We start from the raw sequence: 14,668 nt of genomic DNA on the forward strand, positions 1-14,668 counted from the left end.
CCTTGATGCACCTCCGTCAATGTCTAACATTCAGTGCCCGAAACTCCTTTGGTGTCATCCCTGTATGCGCTTTAAATACGGACACAAAATACTTATATTCCTTGTAGCCCACCTTGTCGGCGATCTCAAACACTTTGTCATGGGTTGTAGCAAGCAGACGCTTCGCATGGTCAATGCGCAGCTCGTTCACGTATTCGGTAAAGCTTTTGCTGGTACTCTGCTTAAAAATATAACTAAAATAGCTTGGGGTAATTTTGAGCCAGGCCGCCACCTCGAACGCCTTGAGCTCGTTACTGTACTGCTCCTGCATATACTTCTTGGCTTTTTCAATGATCCAATAGGACTTGTCCATGCCATTTTTGCCCATAAGCCGGAGCAGATGCAGCATTTCTTCGTTCACCAGCGCCTCGATGGCCTCATATGAATTGTACACATACGGATCGACAGGCTCTCCGCGTCCATGATCAAGCTCTGTCAGTCCGCTTTGGCGCAGCCGCTGACGCAACAGGATGGCAACCTCCTCACAGGCTTTAACCACCTCATTCAACAGAAAATCCCTTTCTCTGAAAAAAAGAAACATCTCCCGCACAATTTGCTGTACTTCTGCCGTGTCCTGCTTGAATAAAGCAGCCGCCAGCAGTTGTACCCGGCCGGCACTGTTATATTCAGCCACGGTTCTGCTGACCTCGGCACGCTCCCGTGATTCGGACAGCAGCACCACTGCCGCGTGATCCAGCACATGATGCTCCAAAATCCGCCGAGCCTCCATACAGTAATCAGCCGTATCGTCCAACCGTTCATAAGGACGGGAAGCGGCGCAGTACAGCCGAATGTCACCGTTCATAGGCCGCACCGCTTCCGCAAGTGCTCTGTCCCATTCTTCACGTTCAAGCAGCCTGTCCGCAACCACCAGCGTAAACAGCAGATTGATGTGATCGAATACGGAAATACAGCGTAAAGAGTGCTTCTCAAGACGGCGGCCTATGGACTGCAGCCACTGCTGCTGGACATCCGTATATTCCTGATTGGACAAGCCTGTTCGCCACACTGAGAACTGATCTATCTGCATTGCAATGATGCGGTACTGCTCGCCCTGCAGATGAGGCGGCAATTCTCTGTCATAAGATGGTACGTTTCGAACCATATTCGACAACCACAGCACCTCATTTGACAAACGCTGCGCGTCATTCTGCCCGGATTCCATATCCTTGTCATCCCTTATTTCAGCTGCTACCTTACGGACGACAGTAACAAGCTCATCGATATCAACCGGCTTAAGCAAGTAGTCTGACACGTGCAAGCGTACGGCCTGGCGGGCATAGTCAAAATCTTCATAACCACTGATCATGATGACACGCACATGCGGATAACGCCTCTTCAACTGAGCGGTCAGCTCCAGACCGTCCATTCCCTCCATACGGATATCGGTCAGCAGCAAATCAATTTGCTGTTCCTCCGTCAGTTGCAGCGCTTCTTCTCCGTCATACGCTTCACCGGCGACTTCAATACCCAACTTCTCCCAGTCTATCGTACAGCGCAGACCCTGACAGATCACCGGCTCATCATCCACGATCAGCATCCGGATCGTCTGTTTCCCTGCCTCTAGGTTGTTCTTCATGCTCCAGACCTCCTCCGTTCCCGGTACATGGAATCTTCAGCCGAATCCAGGCCCCTTCCTCATCCGGTTGCATCATTTCCAAACCATAACCCTCTCCGAAATAAATGGACAACCGTTCATGGATATTGTGGATCGCTCCCATCCTGCCGCCGGAACCTGCGCTCATATGACGCAGCGAGAAGTTCAACACCTCCACCTGTCCCGGAGGAAATCCCTTCCCGTTGTCCTTCACATCTATCCAAATATCCCCTTCATTCGCATAACAACGGACAGATATGACACTCACTTTTTTTTCACGGTCTAAACCGTGCTTCAGAAAATTTTCCACCAAAGGCTGAATTGTGGCTTTCAACGTAACCGCTTCGGCAATCGCCGCCTCGGTATGCAGCGTATAGACTAGCTTTTTCCCCAAGCGGCGCTGCTGCAAATACAGGTAAGAACGCACAAACTCCAACTCCTGCCGAATCGTGGTCACATAGCTTCCGCTGTTCAGGCTTGAACGAAAAAATTTGGATAACATTTCAATCAGTTGACTTGACTGCTCCGCTTTCTCCAGCCGTGCCGTCCAGCGGATCATATCAAGCGTGTTGTAAAGAAAATGCGGATCCATTTGGTTCTGCAGCAGCTTCAGCTCAGCTTCCCGTTCGCGCAGCTCCAGCTTGTATTTATGCTCAATCAGCTCCTCAATCGTGGCAACCATTTCATTAAACTGGCTGTTTAACTCTGAAATTTCATCGTTCGATTCAATCGGTACCCTGGCGCTGAAATCGCCCAGTTTAACCCGGTTCGTCTCCTTCTTCAGCCGTAAAATCGGACGGATAATCGTATAATGAAAACCGTAAAGGGCAGAGAGACCCAGCAGCAGTATGGAGCACAGAACAAGGTTCATCGTTCTTTTAACGCCACTGAGCTCCTTGTCGAGCGCGGATTGGGGAATCATCGCTACAACGCTCCAGCCCGTATTTTTCATTTGATGGTAAAAGGTCAAATAGCTGCTTTGCTTAACCTTATAGCGGACATAACCGTCCCCTTCCGATTTGAGCCGGTCCAGCAATTCACCGTCTGGCCTGAGTCCATCCGGCAGCGGGCTGCCGGTCTGCAAAATGCTTTCGCCCTCCGGTCCAATCACAAACACGCTACCATTTTCTTTGACAGTTCCGCTTTCCAGCAGTCTAGATACGCTGGATTCATCCAGCCTGATCACCAAACGGCCCTGCGGAACAGTGATCTCATTGTAAGAATTGAGCACCCGAAACAGGGAAATCAGCCGGATATTTCCGCTCCAATCGCTGTATATAGGGTAACCCTCACTCCAGACGATGCCTCCCTTGCGGAGATCGGCCTTATCCAGCCAGGGCTGCTCATTGCCCCGCACCGGCTCTCCCATTTGGATAGAGTTGCCGTTCAAACCGGAAATCGTAATAGATTTAATATAACTTTTGGACATCAACTGGAACGTAAGGAAATCCTCAATGTTTTGTTTGCTGTTATCCAACAGGTCCCCGCTCAGCGGAGAGTTGATACGTAAAAAATCCCGCATATCCGGGTTCAATATTAAATAATCCGCGATATCCTCCACCATCTCGGTTTGCTCCTCAAGCTGATTGGTTACGGTATCCAGATTCAGCCTGGTTGCCTGCACGAACTGATCGCGCAGCACCAGTGTAAACCGGTACTGCACAATCACGCCCACGCCAAGGGTCGGAAGAATAATGAAGAGTAAAAAGATAACGAGTGCTTTTTTTGTCAAACCAAAGCTTCTGCGTTTTATCATCATGCCTTTCCTCCCCCCAACGCCCGACCGGATGCATGATCAACCCTTGACAGAACCTGCGGTCATGCCATTCACCAGTTGCTTTTGCAGCAACAGGTAGAAAATGAGGATCGGAATGAGCGCAATGGTCAATGCGGCCATTTGCAGTGTCAGACTGGCGGTTTCGATGCCGACAAAATTAGCCAGGCCAAGCGGCAATGTCTTCAAATCGGATGAGTTGATCAATACTAGCGCGAACAAATATTCATTCCAATTATATATGAAATTAAGAATCACGACAGTTGCCATCGCGGGCCTCGTAATCGGCAGAATGATCGACCAGAAAATGCGGAATACGCCGGCACCGTCCATGACACCGGACTCCTCCAAATCTTTAGGGAAACCTTTCATAAAACCTTCCAATATAAAAATCGTCAACGACAAATGGAAAGCCGTATACGGTAAAATAAGCGACCACCTGGTATCAAGCAAATGCAGCTTTTGCATAATGATAAAGATCGGAATCAGCGTTGCATGGATCGGCACAATCATGCCCAGCAAAAATAGACCGTACGTGAACCCCCGCAGCTTGAATTGAAAGCGGGACAGAAAATAAGCAGCAAGCGCTCCCAGCAGAACCGTCAAAATCAGGGAAGCGAACGTTATAATTACACTGTTCAGGAAATAGACATTCATATTGGCTACTTCCCACGCCTTGGCATAGTTGGAGAACTGCAGCACCGTTGGCAGCGAAAACGGACTTTGTGCATATTCCTGTTCCGTTTTGAAGGAATCGACCACCATCCAGAAGAGAGGAAATATATTAATGATAGCAAATGCACTGAGCAGCAGGTATGTCAAAAATGTTAGCAGACCCGATTTTTTTCTCATCAGATGTTCCCCTTTCTTTAAGCATCTTTTTCTCTGCTAATACGGTTCACAATACTGATGACAATCAGGCTGAAAACCAGAATCAGAATGGATACGGCGCTGCCGTAACCGAAACGCATGTTCATAAACGCGTTGTTATACATATAGACAGTCATCACTTCCGTAGCATGCGCCGGTCCGCCGCCGGTCATGATCTGAATCAGGTCGAAGACCCGGAACGAATTGCTGATGCTGTACACAACAGCAACGATAAGGGTGCTGCGGATCATCGGGATCGTAATGAGAAACGTCCGTTTGAGTCCAGTCGCCCCATCCAGTTCGGCTGCTTCATTGACCTCTTCGGATATATTTTGCAGAGCCGCCAGGAAAATAACCATGTACAAACCGCAGTTCTGCCAGATATACGCGATGCTTAACGAGATCATGGACCAGGACGTATCACCAAGCCAGTTCCGCTGCCAGCTTTCCAGGCCTACTACTCCGAGCAGACCGTTCAGCAGCCCGTATTCCGTGTTATAGATCATCCCCCAAATCAGCGAAACCATAACGGAGGAAATCACGACCGGCAGGAAACCGACGGTGCGGAAAAATCCCGCTCCCTTCAGCTTTCCGTTCAGCAGCAGCGCGAGCAGCAAACCAAGCGGAATTTGCCCTACGACCCCTGTCAGCATAATGAATACATTATTTTCAACGGATACCCAAAAGGTATCGTCCTTAAATATTTCAATAAAATTGTCGAGACCCACAAAGGTCATCGGACTGATCCCGTCCCAGTCCATAAAGGCATAATAAAACGACATTCCGATCGGAACGAGGGCTATACCGATATAAATGACCAGTGCGGGCAGCAGCCCAAGAAAAATGGCATATTTCGTCCCTTTAAGCGTATGCACTGTAATGTCCTCCTTTTTCGTAACTTCCTTAAAAGCCTCCGCCGTTCTAAGAAAGAAAACCCGATAACGGATTCTCGGGTTGCCGGAGAATTCGGGTTATGCGGGTTTCCTTCTGCTGTAACGTACTTACTTGCTACCCAGCTTTCTGTCCATGGCTTCCTGTACTTCCTGGGCCAGCTCCTCCGGAGTGGTGCGGCCTACCGTCATGGCCTGCAGACCGTTTTGCATCACGTCAACCACTTGTGTCGGGATCACACTGTCGAATACCGGAGATGTCCCATTGCCTGTCAGCTCGATCATTTCTTTCAAATATTTGCTGGCATCTTCGGGAATATCCACCTTGGCCGGCACAACAACCCCTTTGCTGATCAGTTCCTTGTACAGATCCTCATTTACAAAATATTTCATAAACTCAAGCGCTGCCTGCTGCTTTTGCTCGTCGAGACCGCTTTTGATAGCAATTCCATACTGCACGACACCTGCGGATTTGACCGCATCACCGCTTCCACCCGGCACGCTTGGAAAGAGCGCAATGCCAAATTTGTCACCTTGCTCGTTGTCGATGCGGATTCTGCTGTCCACCGTGGAGGAAGAAATGTGCATGGCAGCTTTGCCTTGAATAAAATAATCCTGCGCCTGCACCGAATCCATATTGTTGGCATCCGTATTGAAGGCATCCAGCTTCGTTAATTCTTCAATGACACCGAGGGCTTTCACAAACTGCGGATCGGTAAACTTCGCTTCACCGCTCAGCACTTTATTAAGGAAATCACTGCCCGCAAACCGCTCTCCGAGCGCCGATAGATAAGATGACTGCAGTGGCCATTTTTCCTTGTTGCCCAGGGAAATCGGCGTAATGCTGGCGGCTTTCAATTTGGTGACCGCATCAATGAATTCATCGTACGTTGCCGGAAAGTAGTCATAACCCACGCTTGCAAACATTTCCTTATTGTAGTAAATAATATCGACAAAGGTTTGTTTGGTCGGAACCGCATACTGCTTGCCATCGAGAGCAAAGCCGGCCAAAGCATCCTCAGGCAAAATGCTGCTCCAGGCATCCATTTCCGAATCAATCGGCTCCAGCAGGTTTCCGCTCGCGATCGGCTGCAAATCGGCTCCCGGCCACACGACATTAATATCTGCCAAATTGTTGGCGGCGGCCAGCGTGCGCAGCTTTGTTTTATATTGCGCTGCAGGAACACCGTCCTGCTCGATAACAATATTCGGATGCTCCTTCTCAAAAGCGGCGATGCGTTGCTTGTACACTTCATTGTCCACGTTCGGGGAAGTCCACGGATGCATCATCGTCAGCGTGATTTTCCCCGTGTTCTGCGCCGCACCGTTGTCCGCACTATTCCCGCACGCGGCGGTCGTAAGCGCCAGCAGCGTGACTGAACCGATCAGCACTGTCGTTTTCATTTTGTTTAACCATTTCATATTGCAGCCCCCGTTTCTGAGTTTGAATGCTTTGCCTGTTGCTCACATTGTCCTTGCCATGCTCGACTTCGCAACTTAATATGACAGAATATGATGTCTTTTATATCATCAAAAGCTGTTAACGAAATTATAAGTGTTATGTTTTTTTCAACACATACCACAAAACATCAATTATATCCTAATTTCTTTAACTTTATTTCAGAGGATAGAGAATGAAGGATCATTATGCGTTACAAAAGTTTACATTCAATCATCTTAATGGTAACCGCTTACAAACCATCTCAAAAAGAATACCGTTCTTTGACGGCATTCCATCTAAAGCCCGGCGTGCAGGCTGCTGCCAATTCCCCAATCCGTTTACCCCGCCGCACGCTGTTACCCAAACCCTGAGCTTTCCTTTAGCTTTACTGCGGTTCGTTTAAAATGTAATCCACCAATTCGTCCAGCGGTACGGTCGCCAGCGCGATGGCTGTATCCGTCACACCATAATAGATATACAGGAGTCCGTCTTTCACTACATTGCCTGTCGGGAAAATGACGTTCGGGATTTGGTAACCGAATTTCTCGTAATAGGTTTCCGGCTCCATAATAAAGTTGCGGGTTCTGGCAATGATGATTTCGGGATGATCGAGATCAAGCAGCATTGCCCCGACCCGGTACACCGTATTTTCATCCACGCCATGGTACAACACGAGCCAGCCTTTATCCGTACGTACCGGAGGGGTAGAGCCACCAATTTTTTTAAATTCCCAGCTTTCGTTTTCGACTTTGGCCAGCAGCTTGGGTTTATCCCAATGGATTAGATCGTCCGAATACGTGATCCACATGGCCGCCTTCTCCGTGCTGTACTCCTCCCCGATGTACTCTTCCGGACGGCGCAGCAAAGCATATTTGCCGTTAATCTTTTCCGGGAACAAAATATTGTCACGATCATTGATATCAAGCTCGGTTGTGTCACAAAGGAACTGCCAATGAATGAGATCATTGGACGTCGCTATACTGGAACGGGTCAGCCAATGTCCGGGGTCTTCACCCCAGCCGTTCGGATATTCAGGAATGGATCTTTCCGGCACTCCCGCACCGGTCGGGTAATAGCTCATGGCACACGGACGCAGCGCATAATTCAGATAGAAGGTGTCGTCTATTTTAACAATCCGTGGGTCCTGTACGCTGCCGTAGGGAAAGCCAAGCTCATCCGGTGTAAGTATCGGCTCATCCTTAACATGTGTAAAATGAACCCCGTCTTCACTTTCCAGCAAACCAAGAAAATTTTTGCACGGAGTCAGCGAGCCCGCTGTACGTTCAATCATGTAAAACTTGCCGTTATCGATGATGACGGCCGGATTGAAAACGGTTACCTTTCTCCATTCGAACAAGCCTGGCACAACAATCGGGTTTTCCGGGTGTCTTGTGATTTTCATGAAAAGCCTCCTGTTCTAAGCTGTTTTCGTTGTAAAACCTATTTGTGACCTAATTATAGCCCGCAATCAAGCGCCGTAATATCCGATAAACTTTAGAAAACATCCGAAATAATTCTGTTAATTCGATTAATATTTCATTTCTGGATTACAACATAAATAAGACTCCGACACCACGTTTAAGTGGAGTCTGGAGTCTTTAATTGCAATCAACGAAGCGTCTCTATACCATGTGTAGTTCTCGTATACCAGGGCGTCCATTTCTTCTTACAGTGCGCTTCCTCCAAACAGGAAACGATATTCCCAATGATTACCGGCAATGTCGCTGATGGTTACGCCCCCGCCAGCATCGGAATATGTATGCAGTATTTTGCCACTCCCCAGATAAATGCCGGTGTGTGTAATCCGTTGACTTCCCTTGTTAACAGCGCCATATGCAGAGGCCTTGGTTCCTTTATAGGACATAAAATACATCAGGTCCCCCCGCTTCAGCTTCCTCCAGTCGGTCTGAACCTTACCTTTGGATTTCACATAATCTCCCTGCTGACGAGAATCGGATGGCAGTTTGACACCGAGCGCATCCAGGAAGGCCCGACGTACAAAGCTGGAGCAGTCAAATGTTGCAGTGCTGGCACGGTTTGCCCCATATTCATAAGGGGTGCCCAAATATTTCATGCCTGCAGTGATTACCTTTTCTACAGATGTGCTGCCTTTCGCGGTGGAAACAGCATCCGGGTCTGAAGTGCTTATATAGTCAGAACCGCCACTGTCACTACCACTGCCTTCGATGGCTTCTGTATATTTTGTTGAAGATGATATATATCCTGTCTGGTTGGCGGAATCCTGCACCTTGTACCACTCTGATCCGGATTCTTCAAGGATCGTTACCGTCTCACCTTTAGGCAACTGACGAATAACGTCTGCCGAAACCGAAGGCGACGTGCGCAGATTAGTACCCCAGATGACCTTCGCTTTTGAATATTCAACCGCGGCAGCCGATACCGATGCCGTGAATGCTCCTGCCGTTAGACTCGCTGTTAGCATCGTTGCTGTTACACCCAACGTAATGATCTTGCTCTTCCAATTCATAAAGTCGTGTTCCTCCTGATGTCACAGAATTTTTCACCTGGTCTGTTACGCACCGGGCTTGTCCCATTGTAAACGGACCGTCCAGAACGATCATCAGCCCAGGGTCCTGTATGGATTCAGGCACACTTGAGCACAAGGAATCAGAGGAAGAGCTATGATTTGATTGCTAAAGCAGTACAAACCCCTGATTTCAAAAAGGTTAAAATAAGGTTAAATTATTGTAACCTTTTGATATCATTACATTTTTTAATGATTTGGAGCAGGTACAATTCACCAACTAGGACGGAGGGCCCTATGTCCTAGATCAACGCTTTGAAATTGCTGCAAGATGGTAAAAATTACATCAGCCGTATACCTATTTAGCTTCGTTCATGCATCGGATCACATATTAACCTCATCCAAATTATCCACATCATATATATTAATCATAATAAATGTAGGTCCATTTAGGCTTTTCAGGAGTAAGGCAATGCTTGTTTGCTACGAGAGCGCAGCCAACATAACTTCGTTAGTCCTATAGTGCAGATGGAGATTTGATCCTTCAAGCCCCACCTGTAGTACCAAATTTTTGCGTTATGGACACGAAACGATGTAAAAATGAAATAAACAGACAACTGAGATTAGACAGTCGTCTGTTTATTAATGATCGGTAACTTTGTTTTGCAAGTGACGATCGATGACTTGTACCCAATCCGGTAAAGTCGCCACATGATGCCTTATGGTTTCACCATTTGCCTCCAATACAATTACTCCATCCGCACTGCTGTTATCAATCACAATTAAATGATCAATAAGACTAAAATGTGAGAGCAAATTATCCATTGAAGTCTGATGCCGCCTTATTATATCTGCGTTCTCAATATGATGACCTCCATTTCGAACTCGTGCAGCGACACGTTCGATATTAAGGCGATAATCCCCCAGCCCTACAAAGAACATGATCACTTCAAAGCCATGGTCTTTGGCCTCACGCATTTGTCGAATCACATTTCCACCAGCAAGGGTGGTTTCAACAGTGAAATCACGTCTATTCTTTATGCAATCCCTCGCCAATTTAATCGCTTCTTTCCCCGCAGATACTTTACGCCGATCAGGGTTATCACGATCAATTCTCCGAGCTAGAGCATCAGGATCAATATTTACACTTACTCCCAGTTTATCAATAAGTAGATTGCGAATTGTACTTTTACCGCTGCCATTGTTACCTGCGAATACAAACATCGTTGCATTCGGATCACTCATGATGAAGTTCCTGTTCATTGATTCGCTCAATCTTGCCATTGCTATGTTCTTTTATAAACTGACCATCCGGTGATTTATAAACAATGTATGTCCCATTTGCTTTAGCGTCCAGTTTTGCTCTGTCTCCAGTCAGTTTAATTAACTTACCTAAATCTTGGATACGCTCCATTCAGTATTCACCATCCAATTTACATCATATAACGTGAGTATATCATAATTGATTTCGAAGCCATACTTTCAAACAAACAAAAACAGACGGCCGTTACCCGGTTCGTCTGCTGTAAGTATATTCGCTTTATCCCTTCTGCTTATAAAACTCATGATACAGCTTTATGAGCGCCCGCTTCTAGCTGCGTCTGATGCCCAACTCCTTAGCGATTTCCCGCTGGGTTCGCTCCTCGCCGCCTGTCTCCAGGCCAAAGCGCCCAATGACGAATTTCTTTTCCCGTTCATCAAGGATATCCAGGTTGCGGTAGATTTTACCCTTCTCTATTTTAAGCTGCACGGTATTCACCACACCATCATCCTCCGAGCCGAGGATATTTATAAGTGTAATTTCATTGCCTTCTTTATCCGTCCCGATAGGGTCATGCAGGGAGACGTCCTTGCGGGTTTTCTTGAGGGAACGCAAATGCATGAGGATCTCATTTTCGATACACCGGGCTGCAAACGTTGCCAATTTGGTGCCTTTGCCGGTCTGGAAGCTCTCGATCGCCTTGATGAGTCCGATGGTCCCGATGGAGATCAGGTCCTCAAGGTCCTCCCCTGTGTTGTCGAATTTTTTGACGTTGTGGACACGAAACGATGTTTAAGAGACTCATTCAGTACCCACCATCCAATTCACATTATAGATCGAGAATAGTTCATAATCGACATCAGTAATTCCGGAGTCATTCTAATTCAATCACTTGATCTAAAAAACAGACGTCCGGTTGTACGATCCGTTTTATTAATTTGGTCTTATCTTATTGACATTATTTTAGTTGCATGAGCTTAGAAATCTCTAGGTTCTAGCAGCTTCTTAGCACCTGATCCGATTATTCCGAGAATTTGGCATTGTAGTCTCGGTATAATCCATCCGAAACCTTTTTCCATGACACCTTGCAGAACTTTTTCTTAATGACTTCTCTTATCGTTTTTCGGTTAGCTTCTGTCATCCCTTCATCAGAAACTTGCAGGTATTTCAGTGAAGGAAAATTATTTAATAGCCCGCTCCAATCCTCAGATTGAATATTTTCCATATACAAATACGTAAGATTGGGCAGCTTTAAATCACTTATGTTCCTTATAGGATTATTAGCGATGTGAAGATAATCCAGCGAAGGAATCAGATTTAATGAGCTAATATCCTCTATCTGATTATTAGACACATGAATACTTCTTAACCCGGTGAAGTTTGCAAGTGGTGACAAATTACTGAGACGATTGTCATAAAGATATATTTGAGTTAAGTGCGGGAACTTTAGTTCCTTTAAGTATGAAATATCAGATAAATTGCAGCCATTCAGCGATAAACTTCCTATTTTTCCAGATACATAATCCAACTCAGTGAGATTGAAACTTGGGGTATCCGAAATGCTAAGTCCTCTCAGATTTACGGCTGCTTCAATACCTTTTAAAGAATTAAATGGCCCCTCATTTTTGTTCAGGCGAACATATAGCAGATTTTTTAGATGAAGGTCAGTAAGTTCCTCTTTATAAATTTGTAGTTCTTTTCGAAAGTAGGTTTCTAAAATTTTATCAGGAATATGAACCGCGTTACCACGGGGTCCATTTACTTCATAAGAAAGCTCTGCCAAATACTCTCGCATTGCCAATTCTACGTTATTCTCTTCATATACAATCCATTCCAAGTCGAAAAAAAGTGGCGGAATGTACACAAGTTCTCCCCAATCAATTGACTCATCTTCACCAACATTACCATATAATAATCTGCTATTACGGTTTATAAAGATTTTACCGTCTCTCCGAATGAGCTTCCCTTCCTGTTCAACTTTTTGCAGTGCATCGGTAAAAGATAGCTGTGGTCGGGATAATATTCTTTCATAATAGCTATCATATCGTTTTAACTTGGCTTTTCTCATTTCCTCAAGATTTTCCGTATCCCAGATTAGGACGAAGTCAAAACCTTTCAATTTGTGTTTTTCGATTTCTGACTTAAATGTATCAGATACATACACACGTGAACTATGATGTTGTGGAATTCTAAATATATGTATGTTTGGATCAATTTTATCAGGGAAAATATGTATATACTCAGAGAAGAAACCAATAGAAATTTTATGCTGCACGGGATTGTATCGGATAAAATAGTCCAAACAGTTAACACAACGTAACTTAAACAGCTTCCATAAAGAATTAAAACACAAAAAACACCCGCTTTCTTAATGTTAAAAGCGAGTGTTTCACTTATCTATTTAGAGACTCACAATAGCCTTAATGTTCAATATGCATGTTCCTTCTCAATACAACGAACGATTCTTCCTCACCCCTTCTGCTTATAAAACTCATGATACAGCTTCATCAGCGCACGCTTCTCAATCCGCGACACATAACTGCGGCTGATGCCTAGCTCCTTGGCGATTTCCCGCTGGGTTCGCTCCTCGCCGCCTGTCTCCAGGCCAAAGCGCCCGATCACCACTTCCTTCTCGCGATCGTCGAGAATGTCCAGGTTGCGATAAATTTTGCTTTTTTCGATCTTAAGCTGCACGGTGTTGACCACATCATCGTCCTCGGAGCCAAGGATATCTATAAGTGTAATTTCATTGCCTTCTTTATCAGTACCGATAGGGTCATGCAGGGAGACGTCCTTGCGGGTTTTCTTGAGGGAACGTAAATGCATGAGGATCTCATTTTCGATACACCGGGCTGCAAACGTTGCCAATTTGGTGCCTTTGCCGGTCTGGAAGCTCTCGATCGCCTTGATGAGTCCGATGGTCCCGATGGAGATCAGGTCCTCAAGGTCCTCCCCTGTGTTGTCGAATTTTTTGACTATGTGGGCTACTAAGCGTAGATTATGCTCGATCAGCATATTGCGGGAATGTGAGTTGCCTTCGGCCATCAGCTTCAAGTGCTTGGCTTCTTCCTGCTCGCTGAGCGGCTGGGGAAATGCATTATTTTTGACATACGAGACAAGCAGCGTCAGTTCCTTGATAAACAGGGCAATTGCGGTAAACAGTCCGGGCACGGATGACACCTCCAAGAAGTATTGTACAAATGTCTTCGGTCTGTTCATTGTATGTAGGCTAGCGCCCACTCGTGCCTGTACCTTGAAAATAGAAATTACATTTTAGCGTCGGAAGTTCAGGTAAAGTTGTTACATGATATATCGGTATTTCGTATGAAAAACACCTCCTACTTCATCGGATAACCAGCGTTGTCCATTGAAATAAGAGGTGCGGTTCAATTGTTAACCAAGATAGGAATAGAGCAAGGCCATGCGGATAAAGAGGCCGTTTTCACTTTGCTTGAAATAGATCGCGCGGGGATCGGAATCCACGTCCGCTGAAATTTCCTGGTTTCTCGGCAGAGGATGCATGAGCAGCGACTGATCGGAAAAGCGGTTCATTACCGCCTGATCGATAATGATCTCCCCCGAGCCTGCTTCCTCCCCGTTCATTCGCTCCGTCTGCGTTCTTGTGTGATATAACACATCGATTGAAGCAGGAATGTCCTCCAAGGAAGAGATCGCATGATAGGTGATGCCTTTATCTCTTAAATAATGAATATATTCATCCGGCAGCTCCAGCCCCTTGCGGCTTAACCCGAACACCTCGATATCGCTGTACAAGGCCAGTCCCTTCAGCAGAGAATGGATGGTTCGTCCATTTTTTAAATCCCCGAGAACCGCGATTTTGATGCCGGATATTCTTTGTTTGAAGCTGTAAATCGTATATAAATCCAGCAGCGCCTGTGTAGGGTGCTCACCCGTACCTCCACCTGCATTGATAATCGGGACCCTTGCCACCTCGGTGGCTTTGAGGGCGGCATCATTCTCATAATGGCGGACGATGATCGCGTCACAATAGCCCTGAACCACCCGGATGGAATCGTGGATGTTCTCTCCTTTTATCGCCGAAGACATTTCCCTGGCATTCTCCGTGCTGATTAATTTGGCTCCCAGACGCTGTACTGCGGATTCGAAGGAGAGGCGTGTACGTGTACTTGGTTCATAGAACAAGGTAGCGACAACCTTATGCTTTAAGGCATCGTCGAAATCTCTTGGATTGCTTTTCATCTGATCAGCCAGTACGAACAGTTCATGAAGAAGGTCAGTAGTAAATTGTTCTGATGAAATGAGATGCTTCATTATGTCCTCCAATAGGGC

Annotated in this window: 12 protein-coding genes and 1 pseudogene; all 13 read right to left on the reverse strand. The window is 46.3% G+C overall.

The window, feature by feature from the left end:
* Nucleotides 1-16 precede the first annotated feature (16 nt).
* The 13 genes and pseudogenes from OIN60_RS15855 to pyrB all read right to left on the reverse strand — a co-directional run bounded on the left by OIN60_RS15855 (nt 17) and on the right by pyrB (nt 14,650).
* The gene (locus tag OIN60_RS15855; RefSeq protein ID WP_305755851.1) at nt 17-1,618 is read right to left on the reverse strand and encodes a response regulator transcription factor; all 1,602 of its coding nucleotides are present in this window, start codon (nt 1,616-1,618) and stop codon (nt 17-19) included.
* Complete coding sequence (locus OIN60_RS15860; RefSeq protein ID WP_305755852.1) at nt 1,563-3,395, reverse strand: sensor histidine kinase; 1,833 nt, start codon at nt 3,393-3,395, stop codon at nt 1,563-1,565. Before OIN60_RS15860 ends, OIN60_RS15855 begins: the two co-directional genes overlap by 56 nt.
* 36 nt (nt 3,396-3,431) lie before the next feature.
* Complete coding sequence (locus OIN60_RS15865; protein WP_305755853.1) at nt 3,432-4,262, reverse strand: carbohydrate ABC transporter permease; 831 nt, start codon at nt 4,260-4,262, stop codon at nt 3,432-3,434.
* A gap of 17 nt (nt 4,263-4,279) precedes the next feature.
* The gene (locus OIN60_RS15870) at nt 4,280-5,155 is read right to left on the reverse strand and encodes a carbohydrate ABC transporter permease (protein ID WP_305755854.1); all 876 of its coding nucleotides are present in this window, start codon (nt 5,153-5,155) and stop codon (nt 4,280-4,282) included.
* A 126-nt stretch (nt 5,156-5,281) separates the two neighbouring features.
* Nucleotides 5,282-6,592 (reverse strand): extracellular solute-binding protein, encoded by a 1,311-nt coding sequence (locus OIN60_RS15875; protein ID WP_305755855.1) that lies wholly within the window; start codon nt 6,590-6,592, stop codon nt 5,282-5,284.
* Between the two features lie 404 nt (nt 6,593-6,996).
* Nucleotides 6,997-8,013: a glycoside hydrolase family 130 protein gene (locus tag OIN60_RS15880; protein WP_305755856.1), complete on the reverse strand. Its 1,017-nt coding sequence runs from the start codon at nt 8,011-8,013 to the stop codon at nt 6,997-6,999.
* A gap of 264 nt (nt 8,014-8,277) precedes the next feature.
* Nucleotides 8,278-9,099: a C40 family peptidase gene (locus OIN60_RS15885; RefSeq protein WP_305755857.1), complete on the reverse strand. Its 822-nt coding sequence runs from the start codon at nt 9,097-9,099 to the stop codon at nt 8,278-8,280.
* 639 nt (nt 9,100-9,738) lie between these two features.
* On the reverse strand, nt 9,739-10,341 hold the full coding sequence (locus OIN60_RS15890; RefSeq protein ID WP_305755858.1) for an ATPase: 603 nt from the start codon (nt 10,339-10,341) through the stop codon (nt 9,739-9,741).
* Nucleotides 10,334-10,510, reverse strand: a complete 177-nt coding sequence (locus OIN60_RS15895; RefSeq protein ID WP_305755859.1) for a hypothetical protein — start codon at nt 10,508-10,510, stop codon at nt 10,334-10,336. Before OIN60_RS15895 ends, OIN60_RS15890 begins: the two co-directional genes overlap by 8 nt.
* A gap of 177 nt (nt 10,511-10,687) precedes the next feature.
* Nucleotides 10,688-11,134, reverse strand: a pseudogene (locus OIN60_RS15900) (sigma-70 family RNA polymerase sigma factor); the annotation flags it as partial.
* Nucleotides 11,135-11,378: 244 nt separating this feature from the next.
* Nucleotides 11,379-12,632, reverse strand: coding sequence for a leucine-rich repeat domain-containing protein (locus tag OIN60_RS15905; protein WP_305755860.1), 1,254 nt, complete (start codon nt 12,630-12,632; stop codon nt 11,379-11,381).
* Between the two features lie 194 nt (nt 12,633-12,826).
* A complete protein-coding gene (gene sigK / locus OIN60_RS15910; RefSeq protein ID WP_305755861.1) occupies nt 12,827-13,528 on the reverse strand; it encodes an RNA polymerase sporulation sigma factor SigK in 702 nt (233 codons plus the stop codon).
* A 222-nt stretch (nt 13,529-13,750) separates the two neighbouring features.
* Complete coding sequence (gene pyrB / locus OIN60_RS15915) at nt 13,751-14,650, reverse strand: aspartate carbamoyltransferase (RefSeq protein ID WP_305755862.1); 900 nt, start codon at nt 14,648-14,650, stop codon at nt 13,751-13,753.
* Nucleotides 14,651-14,668: the final 18 nt, after the last annotated feature.

Source organism: Paenibacillus zeirhizosphaerae, from assembly GCF_030705605.1.
GTDB lineage: Bacteria > Bacillota > Bacilli > Paenibacillales > Paenibacillaceae > Paenibacillus > Paenibacillus zeirhizosphaerae.

Coding starts and splice junctions, on each gene's coding strand:
- pyrB (WP_305755862.1), bottom strand. CDS start 14,650: ATGAAGCATCTCATTTCATCAGAACAATTTACTACTGACCTTCTTCAT.
- OIN60_RS15890 (WP_305755858.1), bottom strand. CDS start 10,341: ATGAGTGATCCGAATGCAACGATGTTTGTATTCGCAGGTAACAATGGC.
- OIN60_RS15880 (WP_305755856.1), bottom strand. CDS start 8,013: ATGAAAATCACAAGACACCCGGAAAACCCGATTGTTGTGCCAGGCTTG.
- OIN60_RS15860 (WP_305755852.1), bottom strand. CDS start 3,395: ATGATGATAAAACGCAGAAGCTTTGGTTTGACAAAAAAAGCACTCGTT.
- OIN60_RS15875 (WP_305755855.1), bottom strand. CDS start 6,592: ATGAAATGGTTAAACAAAATGAAAACGACAGTGCTGATCGGTTCAGTC.
- OIN60_RS15895 (WP_305755859.1), bottom strand. CDS start 10,510: ATGGAGCGTATCCAAGATTTAGGTAAGTTAATTAAACTGACTGGAGAC.
- OIN60_RS15885 (WP_305755857.1), bottom strand. CDS start 9,099: ATGAATTGGAAGAGCAAGATCATTACGTTGGGTGTAACAGCAACGATG.
- OIN60_RS15855 (WP_305755851.1), bottom strand. CDS start 1,618: ATGAAGAACAACCTAGAGGCAGGGAAACAGACGATCCGGATGCTGATC.
- OIN60_RS15865 (WP_305755853.1), bottom strand. CDS start 4,262: ATGAGAAAAAAATCGGGTCTGCTAACATTTTTGACATACCTGCTGCTC.